Genomic DNA, 22,409 nt, shown 5'->3' on the forward strand with positions numbered 1-22,409 from the left:
GAGGTGGTTCAATGAGCTGGCGCATCGCAAACGAATGCGCCGAGCGCCGCTTTGGCAGCGCCGCGCGCAAGCAGATCATTATGTTCCTGGCCGACAAAGCGAGCGATGACGGCTCGGGCATCTGGTGTTCCAAGGGGACAATTCAGCGCCACACAGAGCTCAGCGAGAGCACGGTCAAGCGCACCATCATCGACTTCCTGCGCGAAGGCATTCTGATCGAGACTGGGCGGCGGCACTGCAAGAACGGCTACACCGTCATTTACCGCATTGTTCTGGAGCGCGTGGCCGCGCTCGAACCCACGGCTGAGCCCGATATTGAGACGGGGGTCACTGTGAACCCCGTCCAGCCTGAACCCGGTACGGGGTCCACGGTGAACGGGGTACGGGGTTCACGGTGGACCCCAAACCATCCTAAAACCATCCATAAACCACCTACGCGCAAGCGCGAGGCGGCGGAGGAGGTTGAAGATCTTGAAGCTGAGAAGATCTTGGCGGCCTATCCCGAGGACAGGATCCGAGACCGGCGGACCAGTCTGCGCCTGATTGCAGCGGCTGTGAAAGCCGGTGTGGAGCCCGATGACCTGAAGCAAGCGATCAAAGCCTATGCCAAGGAAAGCGAAGGCTACACGCGCAGCAAGGTCTGCTTCTCCGACAACTGGTTCAAGATGCGCCGGTGGGAAAAGGGGCTGGCCCAGGTGCAGGCCGACCGCGAGAAGGCGCGAGAGGCCGAAGCCAAAGGCCGTGCGAGCCTCGCCGAGTGGATTCACGAGCGCCATCCCCTGTGCCGCCATATCACGAACCGGCAGATCGAGGATTTGATCGCGTCAAAGCTTGTGACGCCCGAGCAGGTTCGTGCTGCAGGGCTGAACGCGTGAGAGCATTGGCGAAGTCTGGAAAACAGCTACCAATGCTGTCGAGCATTATGATGCTTAGGTCATACTGCGGCTTTATGACTTGGAGATCATATTGACAATTTATGATTTAGAGGTCATATCCAATGGCAGGAGAACCGCCATGAAGCACCTCGTTCGTACATCAAAAAACTTGGGCCACGCAATTCGCGAGGCTCGGAAGGCAAAGAATCTTACTCAGAAGGAACTCGCCTCGATGAGCGGTGTCTGGCAAGAGACAATTTCCAAGATCGAGAACGGCAGCGGCGGAGCCAAACTGGAAACGGTATTCGATTTGATCGCGGCCCTGGAGCTCGAAATTACGGTAACCGAGCGCAGCAAGGGCACATCAGACGGGCTTGAGGACATTTTCTGACATGGGCCGCAAGCGCAGCTACACACCGCTGAACGTTTTCCTGAACTCGCGGCTCGTGGGCCAATTGGTACGTGAGCCCTCGGGCGGCGTCAGTTTCGCCTATGCGCGAGACTGGCTCGAATGGGAGCACCGGATGCCGGTGTCGCTATCATTGCCATTGCAGGAGAACCGCTACAGCGGCCCACCTGTGCTCGCCGTTTTTGACAACCTGTTGCCCGATAGCGATGTCATCCGCCGAAGGGTCGCGGAACGTGTCGGGGCCGAAGGCGTCGATGCCTTCAGCTTGCTTTCACAAATTGGGCGGGACTGCATCGGTGCGCTTCAGTTTCTGCCCGACGGGCAAGAGCCACAGCCAATGTCCGAGCTGACTGGAGAACCTGTCGACGAGGCGCAGATCGGGGCCATTTTGAGCGACCTCGATCTAGCACCACTGGGTATCCGCCGAGAGAATGATTTCCGCATTTCTGTCGCTGGTGTACAGGAAAAAACCGCGCTGCTTCGTAAAGACGGCCAGTGGATAGAGCCAACCGGTACGACGCCAACCACGCACATCATCAAGCCGCAAATCGGCAGGCTGCCCAACGGTATGGACCTGTCCGACAGCGTTGAAAACGAATACCTGTGCCTGAAGTTGATGGAAGCGTTTGGGCTTAGGGCTGCGAATGTCGAAATGGCTCAGTTTGGCGACAAGAAAGCCTTGGTGGTTGAGCGTTTTGATCGGCGCTGGACGTCCGATGGCCGCTTGATCCGTCTGCCGCAGGAGGATTGCTGCCAAGCATTATCCGTTGTGCCCACGCAAAAGTACCAGAACGAGGGCGGCCCCGGGGTCTCGGACATCATGGAACTCTTGTTGGGTAGTGATGACCCCAACAAAGACCGGTACGATTTTTTCAAAGCCAACGTCCTGTTCTGGTTGCTGGGTGCAACAGATGGTCATGGAAAGAACTTTAGCGTCAGCCTCTTACCCGGCGGCCGTTTCCGCATGACACCGCTATACGACGTGCTGACGGTGCAGCCGACCGTCGACGCACGGCAGATCGAGCGGAAATACTTCAAGCTCGCTATGAATTTCGGAAACTCAAACCATTACAAAGTTGCAAATATAGTGGGCCGCCACATCGTGGAGACAGGAGTTCAATCCGGCTTGTCCCGCGCGGTCGTGCAGGGCCTGATCGAAGAGCTGCAGGAGACTTCACAAGCGATCGTTGAGGCTACGTTCAATCAGCTTCCGGAGGGTTTCCCTGAGGCGCTGGTTTCTTCGATCGACGGCGCTCTGAAGGCTAGGTTGCACCTGCTGAACTAAAGCGGGTTGCGCCCGCCTGGTGCGAAAACGCGTCTATTCTGGTTCAAACGAAATCAGGTCAGGTTGGCGCGCCAAACTCAGATCCTCAACGCCGTGTTTCTGATTGCTGAACATAAGCGGACAGCCGTGCCGGACGCGGTGCAAGCCCTGCTTCAACAAGAAAATTCCCCTGCGCCAGCGCATTCCTCGCGAGGCAAGTTTCTTGCTGACAGTCTCTTGGTGCCAGCTTTGGTCATGTTCATCGAAACACTCAAAGTGAGGATCAAAAAATGGCTACTCAAACTCTGAAACTGAACGTCAAATCCGGTGAAAAAGACGGCAAGAACTTCTGGGACCGCTGCGGCGTCCTCTTCGTGAACACCGACGACAGCGGCAACATCACCTCGATCAACGTCAAGCACAGCATGTTCCCCGACGTCGAAATGGTCGCCTTCCCGCGCCGCGATGAAGAACCGGTCACCGAGTGACCTTAGCGCCAGGGCGGGTTTCCCGCTCTGGCAATCTTGTCATGATCCGCGGTTCAGGACCGCTATTCGTCATGAGACCGCGCTATGCCGATGGCTTCATTGAGGTGTTTTTCTATAGCGGCGGCCATTTTCGTTGATGTCTCGCGGATCCAATCATGGACCTCTGGCCAGCTGTCAGGGTTAAAACCATCACAGGGCAGTGATGCTTCAATCCGGCTTACCTTGTTCTGTGGAAGCCTGCGCCAATCAAGCGCAGCTCCAAAGTCCGCTTCAATTTCTTCTCGATGCGAGTGAATGTGATCGAAAATCGCCTTGTTCTCGGCAGCAGCAGGCCTTTCGATACTTAGTTTCACAAAGGCAGCTTTCTGGGTCAGCACGATATCGTAGTGTGTGCCAGCAACAACTGGAGATATGTTCCAGTTGTCCTTGGTTACCGTTATCGTTGGGAACACTGGGCAAGGTGTTTGCGCGAATGCCTCCTTGAGGTTGGTCCAGAATTCGCGGCGGACCTGATGGCTACGCCTTTGGGCAGTCTTCTCTGAGTTTTCCTGAATATCTTTTGCCGCCATTCCGATCATAAAGTCAGCGGCCTCAGGCGTGGGAATAATCTGCTGAATGTCGACCATCAGCTCTTCGCCAAACGCGTATGGGGTCACCTTGAAACACTGTGCACGAATTCCACGGCTGAGAAGCCATAGGACCGTTGCCGTGACCTCACGTCGGAAATTCGCGGCGATAAAGATCATCCTCTGGTCATTACCGGGGTTGAGAACGGTCTCTTCCAATTCCTCTACCTCCATGAACTCGCAGATCCGCACGGCCGCATTGCCGCCGCCCGCATAGCGGTCGAGGTATTGTTGGTAGATATCGACGATCTGCGTCTTGGTCAGGCCCGAGACGTAGGCGGTGTACTTCAGCGCCTGCCACGTCACATCTCTCCCGCTGTCATCAAGCTTGTTCTCGATCACAACGAGGTTGCCGTCCTTGTCGAGCGCCAAGAGATCCAGGCGTTCACGGGTTTCATCAAACCCGTCGAACTCTTTCTGAATGATCAGCAATTCCTCACCGAGGGCGTCAGGTTGATTGGCCAGCCACTCTTGCAAATGGTCGCGCTCACGTAGGTTCAACTCAGAAAAGCGCTTCTGGGACAGGCGGGACAAGCGGTTTTGGTTCAAATCAACGCGGAACAAAGAAATCTTCTCCTACTTCACTTGCATCAAAATATGCGATCCCGTTCAAGTTCTCTGCCATCAAGTAGGATTGCATCTCAGTTGTGTTTTCTTGAAGGCGCACCCATTCTGGGTCCCCATCGTGCATCTTTGTTTCCATGTCTGGATCGAGCAACTTCAACCCATTGGCTAACCCGCAACCGGGCCCATACTGGAAGAGCTCATGCAGCGGCCGCATCCCAGGATGCAGAACGCTCAGTGCGCGTGACTTCTTTCGCTCGACAAAACTGGCAGACGCTACGGAACAGCCCCAAAAACTTGGCGGCTTGAACCCCGACGAAACTTGGCGGAACAACTGTCGGTTTTTGACATGGTCGTGGTTGTAGAAAACGTAGATGGGATTATTTGGTCCCGCGCGCTTGATCAGAGTTTTTGTCTGACCCTTCGTCAGCACATGTCCATCGTACCGCCCCGGCATCAATTGGTTGGTTCTTCCGAGCCTTCGATCATGCCGCCTATACAGCTTCTTGGCCTGAACCCGGAAACCAATGCGGCACGACCCTTGTTTAAAGAACCAAACCCAGTCTGCACCGGTATCTTTCTCGCGTTCTCGGGTAAATAGTCTAACTCGGAACCCAGCCTTCGGGAGGTCACGTGCCATTTGCAGCAGCAGACATTCAGTTATCGTTTCTTCCTGAAGATTTAACCCTTCTCTGTAGGCGTTGTTCTGTTCTCGCCAAACAACACCCGACAAATCGCGCAGATATTTTTGCATTCCCAAGGCATGTATATTGGGTTTGCCAGGCCAAAACCTCATAGTGCCGCCTCTAACTGATTGCAGGTGGAGGTGGCACGCAGGACGGTGCATCGCCATAACGAGCTGGTCGCACAGTGCCCGCTCTCCTTGGCGCATGCTTTTGGGGACCATTCGGCGCTGAAAGCGCGCGATTTAGACATCGTCGAGCTCTCCAAGGTCGATATCTTTCCCCGCTTTGATCAGATCGTAAATAAGGTTCGTAAGGATACCGAGGCCTTGTTTATCTTCTTTGAGAAGATGCGTGGCCAAAGCGTTGTTCGAACTCATTGCACGCACAACCGCGCCTTGAACCGCGCCGGGCAGGCTTCCTTTCAACGCTTGGTCTTTAGAGTTTTCCTCAACTTGCGCTCTTACGATGCTGTTTTCACGGGTAATCGAAACGATTTGGTTTACAAAGCTTGCTTGGTCCTTGATCGGAGCGGCTTCACCAAAGATACCGTTCAATCGTTCGATCAACTCCTGGAGGTAGACAGGAAGCTTACCCGGCACATTTGAACCGCCCGGTCCAGTGGGCTTCAAGTTTGGATCTGGGTCGTCACCGTTGTTGCCCTGGTCATCGTTCTTTTTAATGTCGTATCCCGTCAGGGAAATGCCTCTGAGATCTACGTGCTCGGGAGGAACGCCATTGAGGCGGTTTGCCAGAAGTTTTGTGAAAGCGGCAAAATTCTCCATGCTGGGATCCCCCAGATCCAGCAATTGCGCGATGTATGTGTAGGTCCTGGAAAACCTAGCCAAGCCCGACTTGAACTCCAGCATCCGACCGATGCTCTCTTCTATTTGCATCCTTTCATGCTCGGCCTTTTTCGCCGAGGCATCGTCTCCTGCCTCGGTTGCCTTCAGGAATTCAACTTCGCACCGAGCGGCCTCTTCGCGGAGCGCTTTGAGGCGAGCGTTGAACAGGTCGGTCGGTCGTTGGGTGGCCGCAAACATCGCCTTGTGGTGATCTTCTTCGCCGGTGTCGAAGGTCTTGGCGGTTTCGAAGCGCGCGACCTTGAACGCTTCAATGTCTTCGTCCGAGTAGATGCCCTGTTCGTCAAGGGTATCCTTCATGTCGTAGACGACGTTTGGGTCTTGAACCTCGGTGATTTGCGCGCCGGAATCATATTTCTTGAAGGCCGCTCGGATCGCTTCCGGGTCATTGACGAAGTCGACGACGAAGGTCTCTTCCTTGCCTGGGAAAGTGCGATTGAGGCGCGATAGCGTTTGAACGATTTCGACTTCATTCGCGATCTTCTTGTCCACATACATAGCAACGAGCTTCGGCTGGTCGAAGCCCGTCTGGAACTTATTGGCGACCAACATCACTCTAAATTCCGGCCTATCAAATGCGATCCGCAGGTCCTTGACCTCAACGCCCGTGTTCATGTTGCTTTCAGTGAATTCCGCATCGTCGTCACAAACGAAGAGATCGCCTGAAATCCGCGCGTCATCGGAATGCATGACGTCCTTGCCGCTGAGCTTCCCCGAGAATGCGACCAACGCGCGAACGTCTTTGTACTGCGGGTTCGCAATGACAAAAGCATCGAAGGCCTTCTTGTAGCGAACAGCCGCCGCACGCGAGCTCGTCACAACCATTGCCTTCGCCTTTCCGTCAAGGAGAGGCGAAACGTTGTGCCGGAAGTGCTCCATGATGAACTGCACCTTCTGGGTAACGTTCGTGGGGTGCAGGCTCATCCATTTGGCAAGCGCTCGCTTGGCTGCCTTGCCGTCCACGCGCTTTTTGTCTTCCAGTTCTTTTCCAAGATTGAAGGCGGTCTTGTAAGAAACATAGCCCTTGAGCACGTCGAGAATGAAACCCTCGTCGATGGCCTGACGCATCTCGTATTTGTGGAACGCGCGCGGAAGGTTGTCCGGGCCTGCCGGGCGGGACGTGTCCTGCGGCCGTCCAAATAACATCAAGGTCGAGTGTTTCGGTGTTGCAGTGAACGCGAAGTGGGACAGGTTCTTCGGCCGGGCGCGGCTTTTCTGGATCTCGGTCAAGAGCTCTTCGACCGTCATGTTCGCGGTGTCTTTGGCAGACGAAAGCGCGAGGGTCGCTTGCAGCTTCGAAGCCGTGCTACCGGTTTGGGACGTATGCGCCTCATCGATGATCACGGCAAACCTACGGTCCTTCAGCGACGTTTCCGTCAGGATTGCTTCCATCGCATGCGGGAAGGTTTGCAGCGTCACCACGATAATCGGCACGCCCTTCAGCATGGCTTCCGTCAACTGCGCGGTCTTCGTCTTGGAGCTTGTCTCGCGGTCAATCGCGGCGATCATGCCCTTGCGATGGTCGATCTGCTGAACGGCGTCTTGCAACTGCCCATCCAGCACAGTCCGGTCCGTCACGATGATAACGGTATCAAAGACTGCCTTGCCGTCGTCATGGCGCAGCTTAGTCAGGTCGTGGGCCGTCCAGGCAATCGTCGACGTCTTGCCCGAACCGGCGCTATGCTCGCAGAGGTAAGCGTGCCCGGGGCCTTTCTCTTTCGCGTCTGCGATCATCTTGTTGACCGCGTCATGCTGGTGGAAGCGCGGGAATATCAGCGTTTCCTTGACCGTCCAGTTGCCCTTCAGGTCCACCACATCCTTCTTCTCGACGTAGACGAAGCTGTGGAAGATGCGCAGGAAGGCGTCAGGCTGGCAAATTTCTTCCCAGAAATAGGCGACGGGGTATTCGCCGTCATCACGGGGCGGGTTGCCGCCTTTGCCGTCATGGCCACGGTTGAAGGGCAGGAAGTAGGTGTTCTCACCCGCCAGTTTCGTCGCCATCCAAATCTCGCTGTCGGACATCGCGAAATGCACGATGGCACCGCGTTTGAAGGTCAGCAGCGGGTGTTTGCGACCGGTGGCGGGGTCCTCGGGCAGGCGGTTGCGTTTGTATTGTTCGCGCGCGCTTTCGGCGGATTGGGTAAAGTCGGTTTTGAGCTCGACCGTGGCGACGGGCAGCCCGTTGATGAAGAGACCCAGATCGATCGCCAGCTCGCGGCCGGGGTGGTACTTCAGCTGGGGCACAACGCGCAGCCGGTTGGCGGCATGGCGCGCGATGATCGTCTCATTGCGCTGATCTTCGGGCGCGGCCTCGGACATGTCGATCTGCCCGCAGCCCGCGATGGAAAAGCCACGGCGCAGAACCTGGATGGTCCCTTGTTTCGCCAAGGCGGCATCGAGACGGGAGAGCAGCGTTTCGCGGGCGCGATCACCGTTCAGGGCGACGAGCTTGTCCCATTTTGGCCTTTGGGTCTCTTGGATCCAGGCTTCCAGATCCTCGGTATAGACGGCGGTGTCTTGGTCAAAGCCTTTGGTGTCGCCAAGCAGCCAGCCCTGTTCCGTCAGCTTTTTGACGATATAGGCCTCAAGGTGTTTTTCGTGGTGTAAATCGCTCATGCTGCGGCCCTCACATCAATCTTACCGGTCACCGCCGCTGTAATGAGCGCCGCGCGTTTTTCTTTCAAAAGCGCGATGGAGCGCTCGGTCTTTTCAATCAGGCCTTCGATGCGCGCTGTTTCGCGGTCGATATGGCCGAGGATTTCATCCTGTTCCGATAGTGGGGGCAGGCAAACGCGGATATCGCGGAAGTACTCCCAATAAAGCCGCATGCGAAAATCGGCGATCCCTCTGGAGTATCTGCGGATTTCTTCGGCAGCGCTTTTTGTATGCAATAGGTGCTCCAAAAACTTGGTTCTAAACTCGGCAATAGGCCGCGCGACAACATAGGCAGGACTGACCAATCCAGACACAGCCACGGCACCAAATGCGCCTTGCCACGCGCGCATCATGTTATAGACAAGGTCGCCTGGTTCAACACCTTGATATTTAGTGCGATCTTCGCTCAACGCGACTTTACGATCGCGTTCTTCATCAGACAGCTCACCATCTGACACGCCGTTGTGGATCGATACCGAAAGCACTGGCAGATCCGGGTCTGGCTTTCGGAAAGCTTCGCGAAACAGCGTCGCGATGCGTGGCGCATCCCAATGCGCCGGAATGTCGCCAATCCATTCCACCCCTGAGGGTTTCATTTCGACGTTCCGGTCGATGCCCTTGGTAACGGCGTGGTCGATGACGGCCGCGCGCTTTTCCTTGAGCAGCGCGATGAAGCGCGTCTTGTTCTCGATCAACCCATCAATCCGCCCGGTCTCGCGGTCGAGATAATCGGCAATGGTCGTTTGAAGGTTTTTCGCAGGTGTCGGGGAGGTGAGAGCTCCGGCGAATGCCCACTCTGCACGAGGCATTTTGGCCCCGTTCGTAGAAGCATTCAGAGTCTCGATGAACACCTGCGACAGAAGTTGGTATGCTACAAACCGAGGTTCACAGGAATCGTTCGGTCGAAGAACCCAAAGATCGCCAATAGCTTCACCGTCTGAACGCGCGAGGTATGCCTTTGCGAGGTAAGGGCGCAATTTTCCGAAGAGGATGTCACCCTCTATGAAGCTGATGCCGTCGCCATCAAAATCCGCCTCGGTCGGTACAAGCTTCCCTGTCCAACTCTCGATATTTTCTAGCGCAACGACGTTCGTCTTGTTCTTACTTTTCTTAGAAACCTTGCGAACGATTTGCTTCAGCGGCTTGAGTGACCAGCCTTCGGGAACGGCAGTTTCGGGAATTGACTTAATGGCTCCGAAGGATCTCATTCTGTCACCTCTGCAAGAACCTCGGTGATCGAAGCCTCGATGGCCTTCAGCTCTGCATCGATCTCGTCCAGATCGCGCGGCGGGACGTATTCATAGAAATAGCGGTTGAAGTTGATCTCATAGCCGACGATCCCGATGTCACCATCGGTCTCGTCCACATAGGTCTCGTCGATATAGGCGTCATGGGCGTGGGGTGTCACCTCGGTTTCGAGGTAGTCATGGATATCGGTGCCCATGGGCACGTTTTCATAATCCGTCAGATCATCGTCGGGGATCAGGTTGCCCTTCTTGTCCTTGACCGGGTCAAGATCTTCGTCCCGCACGCCAAAGGCCTTTTGAAACGACTTGATCAGCGCCGCGTCGGCTTTGCCGAGGCTCGCGTCCTTTTTCGCCGCCGCCTTGGCAAAACTGTCGATCCAGTGCCAGTCATGGTCGGTGCCTGCGTGCTCTGCCAACAGTTCGCGCCAGCCTTGCCGCTGATCATCCGTGCGCTTTTCCCACGCCTTGTGTTCGGCCAGCGCTTCAAACCCCGCATCTGACACAACGATCTTGTGGCGCAGTGGGCGCAGCACCTTGATGCGGCGATAGCCAAAGTCTTGTGCGTCGAGGATGAGGCTTTTCTTGGTCGGCTCGAAGTCGGCGTAAAGCTGAACGATATCGCGAATTTGGTCCTCGCCAATCTTGCGCCGCTTGTTGCCCTCGCTCTTGCGGAGCGGTTCATACATCTCGGTCGCGTCGATCAGCTGAACCTTGCCGCGCCGGTCGGCAGGCTTGCGGTTCGATAGAACCCAGATGTAGGTGCCAATGCCCGTGCGAAAGAAGATCTCGGTCGGCAGCGCGATGATGGCCTCGACCACGTCTTGCTCTAGCAGGTGGCGGCGGATTTCAGATTCACCCTGACCAGCGTTGCCGTTGAAAAGGGGAGAGCCCGACAGCACGATCGCCGCGCGCCCGCCGCCCTTTTCAGGGTCTTCAAGCTTGCTGAGCAGGTGCAGCAGGAACAGCATCGAGCCATCGCTGACACGCGGCAGCTTGGGACCAAAGCGCCCCTCGAATTTCTGGTCGCGGTGTTCGCGCACGACTTCGGCCTGGTCCAACTCCCACTTCTTGCCGAATGGCGGGTTGGAAACGCAGTAGTGGAATTTGTCGTGGCGGAATTTGTCGGCAGACAGGGTGCTGCCGAGCTTGATGTTCTGGGACAGGTCGCGGCCGGGATCGGACTTCAGCGTCTTCAGAAGCATGCTCGCCAGACAAACGGCGTGGGTTTCGGATTCCAGTTCCTGGCCGTAGGGAACAAGGGTCGGGGCGGTACCATAGCGATCTTGCAACGACTGAACGTGCTCCATCCCGTCCGAGACAAAGCCGCCGGTGCCGATCGTCGGGTCATAGAGCGTGCGGATGATGCCGGGGTTGTCGATGAACATCTGGTCATCCGGTTCGAGCAGGAGCTCAATGCCCAGGTGGACCACGTCACGGGGCGTCATGAAATCCTCGGCCGCTTCGTTCACCTCGGCCCCGAACCGGCGGATCAAGTGTTCATAGACGTTGGACATGGTCCGTTCGGGAACCGCGTCGGGGTGCAGGTCGATGGCGGCGAAGTTCTGGCAGATCTTGTAGAGAACGCCCTTCTTGTCCATCTGGCTGATTGTGTTGATGAAATCGAACTGCTCGAAGATCACGCGGGCATTTGCGGAGAACTTCGCGATGTAGTCTTCAAGGTTCTGCCGGGTGCGGCCAGACCCTAGCGTTTCCAGGCTGTAGCTCGATGTGTTGTAAAAGGGGTAGCCGGTTGCCTGACGCAGGATGACATCGACGTCGAGCCCGTTTTCGACGGCCATTTTGTGCATTTTAGCGGCTTCTTCCCGAGTAGGCTCGAGGACGCATTCAAGGCGGCGGAGAAGCGTGAACGGCAGGATGATCTTGCCGAAATCGACGTGTTTGAAGTTGCCCCAAAGGTCATCCGCGTTCTTCCAAATGAAGTCCGCGAGCGACGTGTGGGTGTTGTTGGCTTTTGCTGTGGTTGATGTCTGTGTGTTCAAGGTTCAGTCTCGTTCTGATTGGGTGCTGCACGCTTGGCGTGAAAATGAATTGAATTGGTTTGGGTTGGAGGCGGGAGGTCAGGGCATGTCTCGGTTCAGCTCTCTGCTAGGCCAGGAGCTTGTTCGCTCGGCTTCAATCTCGGCTAAGATTGTCTCGATCTGAGCATGCCGCTCTTGCCTCTGCTTGAATGTGAGTTCTGCGCGTTCGGCTTCTTCTTCGGAGGGGATTGGAACTCGGAAGGCCTTCAGGTCTTTGATAGCGATGGATTGTATCGCTGAACCGCCAGCAAGTGTGCGCAGCGCCTCAACAACCGTTGGATTTGCCAGGTACTCATACAGAACCACACCGGAAACGCCCCCGCGTTTAGGGCGCAGGATCATGAAGGATTGGCCTGCCGTCCAAAACCCATCTTCGTCACTTGTCGGCGCATCGGCGGGGACGAGGCCTGCCGTGCCGATCGTACCTTTCACGGACAAAAGGACATCGCCAGGAAGCAACCGTTGGTTTCGAGCCTTGCGCATTTGCGCACGTTCTAGCGTCGATATTTTGTGCGGTTGTGTCAGGAGGCCATGCTGGCTCACATCAGCGGGCGATGCCTCGAAGATGGTGAATTCTCCATCTTCTGCTTTGCCCAAACTTAGAGGGCGGATCAGTTCGACCGCATCTTGCAACTCAATCGTGCGCGAGCGCTCTAGGAAGCTTTCCAGCGCGACTGCGGCTGGAGGAAGCAGATACCGGTTGATGCTCAGGATGAAGTCTTTCGCTTTGATCTCCTCGAGCGAGACGTCCTTGGCGAAGGTTTCATCGGTTGCGGTGGTTTCATCCAAGTAGCGGGCCCATTTCGTGCCGGGAAGTATCTCAGGGCGTCCCCTAACTGTTCTTCCAGAGAAGATTGGATGAGAAAGATCGAGCATTCTGACCTTGGAGCCATCCATGTTGGAAGGGGTGAGAACCAAAACATCGGTGTCGATCATAGTGTTTGGGAAAATCATGCCGCCAGGAACCGCAAGGACGCCTTTCAAGCGACCAGATGCAACGAGCGCTTCGCGCGCTAGGGGCTCAACGCCAACGCCTCGATACATTAGCCCATCTGGCACACAAAGGATGGTTTGGCCGGTCGACTGTGCTAGCGCGTCGGCTAAAGCGAGCACATCTTCGGTTAGGCGCTTTTTTCCCTCTTCCGCGTCCAATATCGCAAGTGTGCGTCGCGGAATCTGGTTGGTATTCATGGGCTTGGATCCGAAAGGGGGAAAGCCCACTTCTGCCTCAAAAATGGTGGTATCTGTACGTGCGAGTGGATCGGCGAGTTGAACTTGCAATTTGCACTCCAAGAGAACGGCAAGGCTTTGTGCAAAGTCACAAATGTCCTTATTTTGCGCTACGAAGAGCACTGCCTTGCCTTGCATTGCCAGTAAAAGTGCTGTGTGGAGGGAGGCCTCGAACGAGCAGCGTACGGAACTCGCGTTATCGACAAATTCTGCAAAGCGCTTTGCTGGGGCCTTGGGCAGCCATGGCTCGTGGCGCCCATGACTAGATGCCATCAATTCGTCAATCGCGGTCAGACGTTCCTTCGGCGAAAGGTCAAGAAGTGCCTGAGTGGCTTCATCAAGAACTCTCCCGCCTGCATGCTCACTCGCGGCTTCCAAATCGTTTGGGGAGGGCATCGATTTCTCGGGATCCAAGCGAGATGCGCCGTAGAAGGCCACAATACGGGCTGCATGCTGAATGCCAGGAATCTGGCGCACGGCCGAAAGGGCTTGTCTTTGATTGGGTTTGGTCACTTTCAGCCCCTTATTTTTTTGACGCCGGGCGTGCGAAACTGCCCGTGTTGTATGTCGTGATCTGACAGTCGCCCGCAACCACGACTGTGATCCCGCCCTTGCACTTGGCGCGCTCAAGGAGCTTCAGCGTTTGGCGAAGTTCGGCCGCGACTTGGTCGCAGTCCTTGCGGCGCAACACGATTTTGTCGCCTTCAAATACGCCATGCTCCAACGCAAGGTCTACCATCTGCTTGTTGATGCCGCGCTGGTTCATTCTGCAATCCATGTGGTTTGTAACTTGCATCGACTTGTTCCTCTTGATGATCAAGAGATACGATCACCTGATTTAAAAATCAACCCCTTATTTTATATTTTTGTCACGAGGCCCTGTCAGCTCGAGGCGCTAGCTTCAGCTTGTTGCCAGTCGTGGTACGTCTGTTTTGATCCCTTGACCTTCCACTCCAGGCGTCCGTTGCTGTTTCGGTCCAGGACGACAGCAGCGGCGGCTGAAGGACTATTGAACGACCAAGGCTTCGTGAAACGGAGTTTTTGATTGCCGTCGGCGACCAGAGTGCCGTCGGATATGAGCTTTTCCTTCAAGCTGCCGTAGCTTTGTTGGACATAGCCAGTTTCGGTCAGCGCCTCAGACCCTTCCAGTACAACAAATTCACCATCTTCCTCTACAGCGGTCGCTTTGACGCCGCTCTTGTGGCGGATCTCGAATTGCACTTCGCCCTCGGTCCGCTCGTCAACAGGCTTCGCTGTCTGTGTTACCGCGCGCGGTTGTGGCTTGAGCATATCCAGACCGATCACGGGCAGGATGATGCGAAGGTTTGATAGAAACTGCTCCATGTTGGCTACGTCGGCCTCGGGCAATCGTCGCCTGCTGGTGTCCGGCTGCGTGCCGTTATCCAGCGTGACGCGGCCTGCCTGGGCGGCTTGCTCTATGAGCCGCGCCTCCAGATACTCCGCGTGTCCTTTGGAAAGGTCATCGTCACTTGTGGTGATGGTGATGGCAGTTTCCCAGAAATCTCTTTTGATCGCGCTTTGCTTGACCCTCTCGGCCACAGAGTTTCCGGAGCCAATATAGGAGCGGGTTGCACCGGCTTTTTCGGGATCAGGACCCGATAGGATATAGATACCGGTCCGATCAACTTCTTCACGAGCGGTCAGATCGCCGAAAGCTGAAGCGCCGCTTACAAAAAGCAAACCTGTCCAACCATGGATTGTCGCTTTTCGCAGCCCAGTTGGCTTCCCGTCGACGAGAAAAAGCTGGATTGTTCGACCGAATGAGCCCTCTGCTTGCACGATTTTTCCCCTGAAAACATGATTCTAATAATTTCTTGTACAGCACACATTAACCACGAAATTACATGATTGTCGTCCCGCGAGGACGGCTTTTGCAAACGGACTGCATCAGGGCTCAACGGGCCGATGGCCCGCTCCCCCCGATCCAGACATCATTCTTTTCGTTTGGTCCGCCCAACATCCCTGTCCGTGGCGGTCAACCTTAGTCCATCCCCAAAATCAGTCACCAATTTCCCCTGTCTCGCAGGCGAACCATTCCTCGCGCGGCAAATTGGCGTCTGATTTTGGCGCAGACATTTTCTTCGCAAATGTGGCCGATTGACAGCCCCGTTCAGGGCCATGGGTCGGGCTTTGCCCTCTCCCACTCTGTTCCGCCGAATACATGCGTATTCGGTCAGATCAGGTGGCCGAGGCGCAGCCCATCGGCGGAAGGGGGCACGAAGCCTCACCCGCGTCACTTTGATCGAGGAGGCCACAAATGGCACCGAAGTTTGATGTTTATGCCCATGTCACCGACACTATTATTGCAGAGATCGAAGCGGGCACGCCGCCATGGCGCAAGCCGTGGACCGGAAGCGCGTCCGGCATTGCCCTGCCGACCCGACACAACGGCGAGGAGTATCGCGGGATCAATGTCCTGATGCTCTGGGTCATGGCGGCCAAGCATGGCTATGTTTCTAGCCGCTGGATGACCTACAAGCAGGCGCAGGAGCTGGGCGGTCAAGTCCGCAAAGGTGAAACGTCGTCGACCGTGGTCAAATACGGGACGTTCACCCGAGAGAACGAACTGGGCGTCGAGGAAGAACTGCCCTATGCGCGCGCCTATCGCGTGTTCAACGCGGATCAGATCGAGGGCTTGCCCGAGGACTACTACATCCGGCCAGAGGCCCCGCGCGATCTTGGCACGGCCGAAGATCCTGAGCTTGAGGCGTTTTTTGGCCGGGCAGGGGCGGAGATCCTCACCAGTGATGACCCGCGCGCCTATTACAGCCTCGCCAAAGACCACATCCACATGCCGCCGATTGCTACGTTTTACGATGCGGCAGGCTACTATGGGACGTTGGCCCATGAGGTGATCCACTGGACCGGCAGCGAAAAGCGGCTTGAGCGGATCAAGAAATTTGCGAACCGCGAAGCCTATGCCTTTGAAGAGCTGGTCGCGGAAATCGGTGCTTGCTTCCTTGGTGCTCAGATTGGCGTTGCGCCGGAGTTCGACCAAAGCGCCGCATATGTTGGAGGGTGGTTGAACGCTCTCAAAGAGGACAAGCGGGCGATTTTTCGCGCGGCGTCCGAGGCACAGAAGGCCGCCGATTTTGTTTTAGCAGCCGCAGGTCAATCGAAAGCAGCCGCAGCATGAGTGGCCCCGCAATCCTACCTCCGATGACGTGCCGCAAATGCGGCGCGTCAAACCCAGTGATCTTTCTTGCGCCGGTCATCGTGAAAGGCAGTGGCACCTGTATTTGCTTGGATTGTGCAGAGGCGCGCAAATGGCTGGATCCGGACGGCAACTTGAAAGCCGGTGTTGAGCTTTGAGCACCTGCGCCCCGCCTCATATGGCGGGGCGCAGGCCTCGGGGGATGAAATGAGAAATTGTGGCCCGTGCTGCTGCGCACGGGCCGCTCTGAGAAACGGACTGTGCGGAGGATCGGCTGGCCTTCAGCCCGCTCACCTCCTTCAGTCTTCTTTCACTTTTATTGGTCCGCCCAACATCCCAGCCGCGTCCCGTCAATAGGCAAGCGCCGCGCAGGCGCGTCGTCAAAGCCTGCAACCCGTGTCCTCGCGCGGGGCGCGCTGCGGGCCGCACCAGTTGCTGGCTTTGACCTATTGACTGGCCGCTCCTGGGTCGTGGGTCGGGCTGTGCCCCCACCCACTCTGTTCCGCCGAATACATGCGTATTCGGTCAGATCAGATTGGCCGGTGTGCAGCCCATCGGCGGAGTGGGGAGGAAACCGGAAAGGCTCCGGGGGAGCGTTTCCCCGAGCCACGAGCCAAGCCCCAACCGCAGCACCCAAGAGGAGGCCACAAATGGCTCACAAATATCAGCGCCCGAAATTCTGGACCTGCGACTGTGATCGCACGACCGGCGGTCACATCATCAACGGGCTCTATAGCACCTGCGTCTATTGCGGGAAGCATCGGCACGAGCTGAAGGAGATCGTTGTTCCGTCAGGTTTGGGCGGTGTGTTCTGCGTCGAGATCCTCAGCGTCGAGGATGATTGCGCCAAGGTGAAGGTGGTCAAAAGCTCGAACGGCTTTGACGCGCTGCCGCCCTTCACAGTGCCGTTCGAAGACATCGCTCCGCGTTGGAAGCACAAGGCGGGAGAAATCCGATGATCCCTGATCTTCACAGCGATGATTTTGGGACTGCGCGTCTGGAAGATACCGTCAGCCTGCGAAGCGCTGCCCGCGAGGCCCGCGCCACGCTTTACGCCGTGTTGAACCGGCTCGAGCTGAACGATCTGGACGGCGAAGAACAGCCCTATATCGACGATTGCCTTGGGGCTCTCGCAATCCTTGAGGAGGCGTTGCGATGACGTTGGAAGGCATCAAGGCAGCAGTGGACGCGGGCAACCGCGTTCACTGGGTCAACAGGGGGTATGCGGTGACGCGTGATTGCCTCGGGCACTACCTCATCACCTTCACGCGGAACGGGTCAGCTATTGGTTTGACCAGTCGCGATGGCACCCGCCTGAACGGCGAGCCTGACGAATTTTTCATCGAGGAAAACGCCGAGGATTGCCATGAAGTATTCTGACGTCAGGCAGGCGGCCCGAGAGGGCCGCGCCAGCGTGCATCTTCATGGGTTCTGCAATCTGCCCGATGGCGGGCAGGAGTATTGTGACGATCTGGCGCTGATCGATGGCTGGGCGATCTATGTCCGGGTCGAGACCCCGGACGACCCGCAACAGCCTTTTGATCTGCACGAGCTGGCCGATCATCAAACCTATTCCAGCGCCGAAGGCGCGGCCCGCGCAATAGCTTTGGAATTGCTTGGCAATGCTGAGGCGTGGAACCACGATTAGTGGTGCCATGCCTTGCGCATGGGGCCGGGCTTTGCCCGGCGGTCGCAGCCGATGGCCGCTCCAAACGGAATACAGGCAGTTGATGCAATATTATAATATTGAATCAATTATGGCGAAATGCCATAACAGTGCTGCCTGTATGATGCTGGCAAGAAATAGGGGTGATTACTTCACATGGGCCGACCGCGCGCACCACGGCACAAGCGACTGACGCAGAACCAGCGTTTTGCGATCGTGCGCAAGCGTGCCGAAGGGGTGCCAATCGAGGATCTGGCCCGCGAATTCGGCGTCACAACCCGCAGCATCTTCTACACGTTGAAGGCCGATCAAAGCCGCAAGTTGGATGCGCGCGTGCGCTCCGAACTGGTGAATGTCCGGCTCACACCGAAGGAGCTTGCGCGCTTTGATGCGGTGTTGACGCGGCATGATATCGCCAGCCGCGCCGAGGGGCTGCGGCGGCTGATCCAATCGTCAAACGATCTCTTTGTTCCTGACGATGAACTGGCCAATCAGATGCAGGGGCTCTCGGCCTCTCTCAATCGCACCGGCAACAACATCAACCAGATTGCACAGCGCCTGAATGAGGCAAAGCGCCAGGGCAAGACGCCGCCTTATGGCAATTCTGCCCATGGCCAGGTGCGCGCTCTGGCCGGGCTGATCTTCAACATTGCCGACCAGGTTCAGGACATGGCGCAGCGCCGCCGAAGTGCGCTGTCCGGCGAGGTTGCCCGCGTTCTGGGGGGATTTGCCGATGGCCCGGAATAGTGCCGTTGCCGCCGCGCAGGAGGCCTTCTTCGATCGTGACTGGAGCCGCATTCGCGGCAGCGTCCCGCGCGCCCGTGCCAAGCAAATGGCCCGCGCGGCCATGGGGCATTCCCCTGCGATTTTCAAAGCCATTCGCGACGGCGGCACTCACAGCAAAACGCAGCTGCGCAACCAGCTGGAATACCTGACCACCAAGTCGAGCTTCATCATCGACAGCCGTGGCACCTATGACGGCCAAAGCGTCTTGTCCGCGAAAGAGATCGAGCAGGTCATGCGCCGGTTTTCGGCGCAATGGTACGAGGGGTTCCATCCCAAGCTGGGACATACCTCGCATCTCCTGATGGCCTTCCCGATTGGCACGCGCGGCGAGGATGTCGCCGAGATCACGCGCGAAATTTGTGAGCGTTTCTTTCAGGGCGAAGGCAGCCACTTCGACTACATTGCCGCCGTGCACGAGGATCGGGATCACCCGCATGCCCATATCGTCCTGAACCGGCGCAGCAAGGACGGTGAGTTCTTCTTCCTAAAGGAAGGGCACCACTTCAACTACGACAGTTTTCGCGAGGCGATGGTTGAGGTGTCGGACCGCTATGGGTTGCGCCTTGAGGCGACCCGAAAGCTCGAACGTGGGATCACGACGAAGAGGCCAAGCGATGTAGAACAGCGTCGCGTGGAAGCCACGGGCCAGAAGCTGACTGAGCGTGAGCGCGTCGGGTCAGAGCTTGACCGTGCCTTGGCTGAAGTCGCCCAGAACGAGCGGCTCTATCGCGGCCTGGCGGCCGAAGCCTCGCGCGAGAACCAGCATGACATTGCAGCTGCCTTGGACAAGGCCGCGACGCTTTTGGCGGAAGGCAAACCGATTGAAGCAGATGGAAAGGTATATGGCATGGCCGAAGAACAGCATTCGTTTGATGAGGTCGTGGATGCTTTTCACGACAAGATCAACCAAGCTGAACGCATCGTAGCGGACGCCCCAGTGGAGCGGCGTGCCGCGCTGGAGCATGAGCTGAACGACATTTATCGCTCTTTGTCACATCTGAGCCCTATGGGGACGCAGTCCCATACCTTGCTCGAAGACGCGTCTAAAAGTGGGATCTATTCGGCCGCGAACATTGAGACCGAAGCCCAAAGTGCATTGCGGGATACAGCTCTTTCAGAACGTCTTCAGCAGGCTTTGAAAGGCACCGGCATTGACGCACAAGAGGTGACGCGTCGTGTCGAAGTCGGCGCGGGCAATGCCGCGCTGGAACGGCAATGGCTTGGACAGGATCTGAAGGCAATTGCCGACAAGGAGGGCTTTGACCTGTCTCGCACCGATGAGCTCGAAAAAGCGATCGACCGCCTTGACCAGGTGCACAGTGATCTGGGCCGTGTGTTGGCAGATGCTGAGGTTCTTAAAGACAGTGGGACGGTGGAGACCGACCGGCAGGAAAGCATGGTCGACAGGTTGCCGCCGACCACTGCTGATATCCTGAGCCGATTGAGGGACAACCCAACCGCAGATCCTTTCCACAGCGATCTGGAACGTGAGACCTTGCGCTCCGAGCTGGAGGAACTGGTCGGTAAAGAAACTACCCCGGACTTGGCGATTGGCGATGAGACCGCGCTAGAGGAACATATCGAAGACCGCCTGGACCGGCTCTATGCGGCCAAGGCCTACCTGCAGAGCGATGCCGCTCTGGCGAACAGTGTGGCGATGGAGCATGTCCTTGACGAGATCGCCAATGAAGAAATCGACGTTCAACGCGAGCGGCATGTCGATGGCGATGGCGAAAAGGGTGTGACGCATGGGTAAGGCGCGGATCGCACTCGGCGTCATGAGCTTTGCTCTTCTGGGCGCGGTTCTTGGGTATGTCCTGGCGTCGGCCTTTCTGACATTCCGATGGTTCGGGGTTGGAACGGACATCGATTTTCTGATGCTGGCGCGCGGCTATGGAGGGCTTCGCACGACCCATCCGAGCGATATGCAGATCGTGCACTTGATTGTCGGGATCAGCACCGGTGCCGGTGTCTTGCTCAGCGCTGTGTTGATGAACGACGCGCTGACCAAGTTCGGAGAAACCCACTGGCAGCACATGTCCGAGATGAAACGGAACGGCTTTTTCGGCAAGCCTGGCCACGGCTTTGTCCTTGGAAAAATGGGTAAGCCCAAGAGCCGTAAACCATTCGTGATGTCCAAGGTCTTCCCACATGCCCTGATCGTGGCCCCGACCGGACGCGGCAAGACGACGGGGTTCGTCATCCCGAACCTTCTGACCTATCAGGGCAGTGCGGTGGTGCTTGACGTGAAGGGCGAGAACTTCGAGGCAACGGCGCGCCTCAGGGCAGCGCAGGGCGACAAGGTGTTCCGGTTCGCGCCCACAGATTGGAAGGACGGCCGCTCGCACCGTTACAATCCTTTGCTGCGCATATCGGCGCTCGAAAACGTCGACCGACAGCAGATGGAGCTGCAACTCCTGGCCTCACTGTTCCTTCAGGCTGATAACGACCGGGTCCAAGGGCTCCTCGATGGCGGCATAGACCTCTTTGTGGCAGCAGGGCTTTTGGCGTTTGAACGAAAGCGGCCGACCCTGGGCGAGATTTATCGCATCACAGCGTCAGGCGGCGACAAGCAAAAGGAATATCGCCGCCGCGCCGATGAAGTGGTCAATCCAGCCGCCAAGCTGATTTTCATGCGCATGGCCTCGACCAACAACGACACGCTGACGTCCTACCTGTCGCTACTGATGACCTCGGGCCTCAAGCAGTGGTCGAACCCCGCCATAGACCGAGCAACCGCAACGTCAGACTTCGATTTCCGCGACATCCGAAAGACGCCGTTTTCGGTATACCTCGTTGTCGAGCCGCTGATGGTGAAACCGCTCGCGCCGTTGATCCGCTTGTTCTTCTCGGACTTGCTGGCATCGCTGCAGGACCATGAACCCGGCAAGGACGAACCTTGGCCGGTGATGATCATGCTCGATGAGTTTAACCGCCTCGGAAAAATGCCGATCGTTCTCGACAGCATCGAAACCCTGCGGTCCTACCGCGCCAATCTTGCGATCGTCACGCAGACGATCCCGGCGCTGGACGAAATCTATGGCGAAAATGCCCGCCGCGCCTTGCAAGGGAACGCGGGTATCAAGCTGTATCTAACCCCCTCAGATGAAAAGACCATCGAAGAGCTCAGCAAAGCCGTCGGCAAAACAACCAAGCGCGTGGTGACCCGCTCGCGTTCTGTCGGCCGAAACCCCTTCGCCGGTCGCAGTATGTCTGAACGGACCGAAGAAACGGCTTTGCTGCCAGAGGACGAGGCGCGGCGTATGGATCTTGATGACATCGTTCTGGTGGTCGATGCGCAAATGCCCGTGCGCGCCAAGCGGATCAAATACTATGAAGACCGGTTCTTTCAGCAGATCTTCGACAAGCAGACCGGAGAGCTGCCATATCCATCTGCGGGGCACCAGATGCGCGGGCTGCAAGGACAGATCAAGGCGCTGGAGGCGAAGATCGGGGCGTTGGAAGTGCCAAGAGGGACTGCCGACAATGCCTTGGAAGGTGGTGGAAAACGGCGCGATGAGATTGAGGAATTGGCGTCCGGTAGTCAAAATGCTCAGTCAGATGAACAGGCCAGTTTGGGTGATTATCAGGCCGGAACAGAAAGGGTGGAAAGGTTTATGGAAGAAGCTGCACGGGGATGAGGGCGGATTCCGGAGGTGCGCCGCGGGCGCGAAGGGCCATCCAATCTACTGGGAATTCGGACATTCCGCCCTAAGCCCAGGCCAGCAGGATTAGCATGACAAGCGGATTCCTGAGCTCCGTCGCATGGATGACTTGCGTCGCGGACCGGACGCAAGTCAAAAGACCGTGGTAATTTCTTCAGAGAAACCAAGAAGGCA

21 protein-coding genes are annotated in these 22,409 nt (G+C 57.0%); 13 read left to right on the forward strand and 8 right to left on the reverse strand.

The genetic code is table 11. The annotated features are described in order from the left end of the window. Positions 1-11: 11 nt before the first annotated feature. The 4 genes from SIB92_RS18890 (at position 12) to SIB92_RS18905 (ending at position 3,036) form a co-directional block, all read left to right on the forward strand. Entirely contained in the window at positions 12-875 is an 864-nt protein-coding gene (locus tag SIB92_RS18890; protein WP_412553472.1) for a hypothetical protein, read from the forward strand. A gap of 139 nt (positions 876-1,014) precedes the next feature. After that, the gene (locus SIB92_RS18895) at positions 1,015-1,266 is read left to right on the forward strand and encodes a helix-turn-helix transcriptional regulator (RefSeq protein WP_282094180.1); all 252 of its coding nucleotides are present in this window, start codon (positions 1,015-1,017) and stop codon (positions 1,264-1,266) included. Between the two features lies 1 nt (position 1,267). Further along, positions 1,268-2,569 (forward strand): type II toxin-antitoxin system HipA family toxin, encoded by a 1,302-nt coding sequence (locus SIB92_RS18900; RefSeq protein ID WP_412553473.1) that lies wholly within the window; start codon positions 1,268-1,270, stop codon positions 2,567-2,569. Positions 2,570-2,838: 269 nt separating this feature from the next. Beyond that, positions 2,839-3,036 carry a hypothetical protein gene (locus tag SIB92_RS18905; protein WP_054463755.1) on the forward strand — a complete coding sequence of 66 codons (198 nt, stop codon included), beginning with the start codon at positions 2,839-2,841 and terminating at the stop codon, positions 3,034-3,036. A gap of 62 nt (positions 3,037-3,098) precedes the next feature. Here SIB92_RS18905 and SIB92_RS18910 read toward each other — a convergent pair whose 3' ends face one another. The 8 genes from SIB92_RS18910 to SIB92_RS18945 form a co-directional block, all read right to left on the reverse strand. Further along, positions 3,099-4,226 (reverse strand): DUF4268 domain-containing protein, encoded by a 1,128-nt coding sequence (locus SIB92_RS18910; protein ID WP_412553474.1) that lies wholly within the window; start codon positions 4,224-4,226, stop codon positions 3,099-3,101. Beyond that, entirely contained in the window at positions 4,213-4,980 is a 768-nt protein-coding gene (locus SIB92_RS18915; protein ID WP_412553475.1) for a DUF6615 family protein, read from the reverse strand. The genes SIB92_RS18910 and SIB92_RS18915 overlap by 14 nt, the downstream gene beginning before the upstream one ends. A 174-nt stretch (positions 4,981-5,154) precedes the next feature. Further along, positions 5,155-8,388, reverse strand: coding sequence for a type I restriction endonuclease subunit R (locus SIB92_RS18920; RefSeq protein WP_412553476.1), 3,234 nt, complete (start codon positions 8,386-8,388; stop codon positions 5,155-5,157). Next, positions 8,385-9,635, reverse strand: a complete 1,251-nt coding sequence (locus tag SIB92_RS18925; protein WP_412553477.1) for a restriction endonuclease subunit S — start codon at positions 9,633-9,635, stop codon at positions 8,385-8,387. The genes SIB92_RS18920 and SIB92_RS18925 overlap by 4 nt, the downstream gene beginning before the upstream one ends. Beyond that, positions 9,632-11,674 (reverse strand): type I restriction-modification system subunit M, encoded by a 2,043-nt coding sequence (locus SIB92_RS18930; RefSeq protein WP_412553478.1) that lies wholly within the window; start codon positions 11,672-11,674, stop codon positions 9,632-9,634. The genes SIB92_RS18925 and SIB92_RS18930 overlap by 4 nt, the downstream gene beginning before the upstream one ends. 78 nt (positions 11,675-11,752) lie before the next feature. After that, positions 11,753-13,456 carry an N-6 DNA methylase gene (locus tag SIB92_RS18935; RefSeq protein ID WP_412553479.1) on the reverse strand — a complete coding sequence of 568 codons (1,704 nt, stop codon included), beginning with the start codon at positions 13,454-13,456 and terminating at the stop codon, positions 11,753-11,755. Positions 13,457-13,466: 10 nt separating this feature from the next. Then, on the reverse strand, positions 13,467-13,709 hold the full coding sequence (locus tag SIB92_RS18940) for a hypothetical protein (RefSeq protein WP_412553480.1): 243 nt from the start codon (positions 13,707-13,709) through the stop codon (positions 13,467-13,469). Positions 13,710-13,825: 116 nt separating this feature from the next. Beyond that, complete coding sequence (locus SIB92_RS18945; RefSeq protein WP_412553481.1) at positions 13,826-14,743, reverse strand: GIY-YIG nuclease family protein; 918 nt, start codon at positions 14,741-14,743, stop codon at positions 13,826-13,828. 478 nt (positions 14,744-15,221) lie between these two features. Here SIB92_RS18945 and SIB92_RS18950 point away from each other — a divergent pair, with 478 nt between their 5' ends. The 9 genes from SIB92_RS18950 to SIB92_RS18990 all read left to right on the forward strand — a co-directional run bounded on the left by SIB92_RS18950 (position 15,222) and on the right by SIB92_RS18990 (position 22,211). Beyond that, a complete protein-coding gene (locus tag SIB92_RS18950) occupies positions 15,222-16,100 on the forward strand; it encodes an ArdC family protein (protein WP_412553482.1) in 879 nt (292 codons plus the stop codon). Further along, the gene (locus tag SIB92_RS18955; protein ID WP_412553483.1) at positions 16,097-16,276 is read left to right on the forward strand and encodes a hypothetical protein; all 180 of its coding nucleotides are present in this window, start codon (positions 16,097-16,099) and stop codon (positions 16,274-16,276) included. The genes SIB92_RS18950 and SIB92_RS18955 overlap by 4 nt, the downstream gene beginning before the upstream one ends. 492 nt (positions 16,277-16,768) lie before the next feature. Then, positions 16,769-17,077, forward strand: a complete 309-nt coding sequence (locus tag SIB92_RS18960; protein ID WP_412553484.1) for a hypothetical protein — start codon at positions 16,769-16,771, stop codon at positions 17,075-17,077. Further along, the gene (locus tag SIB92_RS18965) at positions 17,074-17,277 is read left to right on the forward strand and encodes a hypothetical protein (protein ID WP_412553485.1); all 204 of its coding nucleotides are present in this window, start codon (positions 17,074-17,076) and stop codon (positions 17,275-17,277) included. Before SIB92_RS18960 ends, SIB92_RS18965 begins: the two co-directional genes overlap by 4 nt. Continuing rightward, positions 17,274-17,498, forward strand: coding sequence for a hypothetical protein (locus tag SIB92_RS18970; RefSeq protein ID WP_412553486.1), 225 nt, complete (start codon positions 17,274-17,276; stop codon positions 17,496-17,498). Before SIB92_RS18965 ends, SIB92_RS18970 begins: the two co-directional genes overlap by 4 nt. After that, complete coding sequence (locus SIB92_RS18975) at positions 17,485-17,766, forward strand: hypothetical protein (protein WP_412553487.1); 282 nt, start codon at positions 17,485-17,487, stop codon at positions 17,764-17,766. The genes SIB92_RS18970 and SIB92_RS18975 overlap by 14 nt, the downstream gene beginning before the upstream one ends. Positions 17,767-17,940: 174 nt before the next feature. Continuing rightward, entirely contained in the window at positions 17,941-18,531 is a 591-nt protein-coding gene (locus SIB92_RS18980) for a hypothetical protein (RefSeq protein WP_412553488.1), read from the forward strand. Then, positions 18,518-20,326, forward strand: coding sequence for a relaxase/mobilization nuclease domain-containing protein (locus tag SIB92_RS18985; protein ID WP_412553489.1), 1,809 nt, complete (start codon positions 18,518-18,520; stop codon positions 20,324-20,326). The genes SIB92_RS18980 and SIB92_RS18985 overlap by 14 nt, the downstream gene beginning before the upstream one ends. Next, positions 20,319-22,211 (forward strand): type IV secretory system conjugative DNA transfer family protein, encoded by a 1,893-nt coding sequence (locus SIB92_RS18990; RefSeq protein WP_412553490.1) that lies wholly within the window; start codon positions 20,319-20,321, stop codon positions 22,209-22,211. The genes SIB92_RS18985 and SIB92_RS18990 overlap by 8 nt, the downstream gene beginning before the upstream one ends. Positions 22,212-22,409: the final 198 nt, after the last annotated feature.

The sequence above is a fragment of the Shimia sp. MIT1388 genome, from assembly GCF_047124445.1.
Lineage (GTDB): Bacteria > Pseudomonadota > Alphaproteobacteria > Rhodobacterales > Rhodobacteraceae > Shimia.

What these genes read in the sequence shown, in the direction of transcription:
- SIB92_RS18890 (WP_412553472.1), top strand. Translation starts at nt 12, where the DNA reads ATGAGCTGGCGCATCGCAAACGAATGCGCCGAGCGCCGCTTTGGCAGC.
- SIB92_RS18895 (WP_282094180.1), top strand. Translation starts at nt 1,015, where the DNA reads ATGAAGCACCTCGTTCGTACATCAAAAAACTTGGGCCACGCAATTCGC.
- SIB92_RS18900 (WP_412553473.1), top strand. Translation starts at nt 1,268, where the DNA reads ATGGGCCGCAAGCGCAGCTACACACCGCTGAACGTTTTCCTGAACTCG.
- SIB92_RS18905 (WP_054463755.1), top strand. Translation starts at nt 2,839, where the DNA reads ATGGCTACTCAAACTCTGAAACTGAACGTCAAATCCGGTGAAAAAGAC.
- SIB92_RS18915 (WP_412553475.1), bottom strand. Translation starts at nt 4,980, where the DNA reads ATGCAAAAATATCTGCGCGATTTGTCGGGTGTTGTTTGGCGAGAACAG.
- SIB92_RS18920 (WP_412553476.1), bottom strand. Translation starts at nt 8,388, where the DNA reads ATGAGCGATTTACACCACGAAAAACACCTTGAGGCCTATATCGTCAAA.
- SIB92_RS18925 (WP_412553477.1), bottom strand. Translation starts at nt 9,635, where the DNA reads ATGAGATCCTTCGGAGCCATTAAGTCAATTCCCGAAACTGCCGTTCCC.
- SIB92_RS18940 (WP_412553480.1), bottom strand. Translation starts at nt 13,709, where the DNA reads ATGAACCAGCGCGGCATCAACAAGCAGATGGTAGACCTTGCGTTGGAG.
- SIB92_RS18950 (WP_412553482.1), top strand. Translation starts at nt 15,222, where the DNA reads ATGGCACCGAAGTTTGATGTTTATGCCCATGTCACCGACACTATTATT.
- SIB92_RS18955 (WP_412553483.1), top strand. Translation starts at nt 16,097, where the DNA reads ATGAGTGGCCCCGCAATCCTACCTCCGATGACGTGCCGCAAATGCGGC.
- SIB92_RS18960 (WP_412553484.1), top strand. Translation starts at nt 16,769, where the DNA reads ATGGCTCACAAATATCAGCGCCCGAAATTCTGGACCTGCGACTGTGAT.
- SIB92_RS18965 (WP_412553485.1), top strand. Translation starts at nt 17,074, where the DNA reads ATGATCCCTGATCTTCACAGCGATGATTTTGGGACTGCGCGTCTGGAA.
- SIB92_RS18970 (WP_412553486.1), top strand. Translation starts at nt 17,274, where the DNA reads ATGACGTTGGAAGGCATCAAGGCAGCAGTGGACGCGGGCAACCGCGTT.
- SIB92_RS18975 (WP_412553487.1), top strand. Translation starts at nt 17,485, where the DNA reads ATGAAGTATTCTGACGTCAGGCAGGCGGCCCGAGAGGGCCGCGCCAGC.
- SIB92_RS18980 (WP_412553488.1), top strand. Translation starts at nt 17,941, where the DNA reads ATGGGCCGACCGCGCGCACCACGGCACAAGCGACTGACGCAGAACCAG.
- SIB92_RS18985 (WP_412553489.1), top strand. Translation starts at nt 18,518, where the DNA reads ATGGCCCGGAATAGTGCCGTTGCCGCCGCGCAGGAGGCCTTCTTCGAT.
- SIB92_RS18990 (WP_412553490.1), top strand. Translation starts at nt 20,319, where the DNA reads ATGGGTAAGGCGCGGATCGCACTCGGCGTCATGAGCTTTGCTCTTCTG.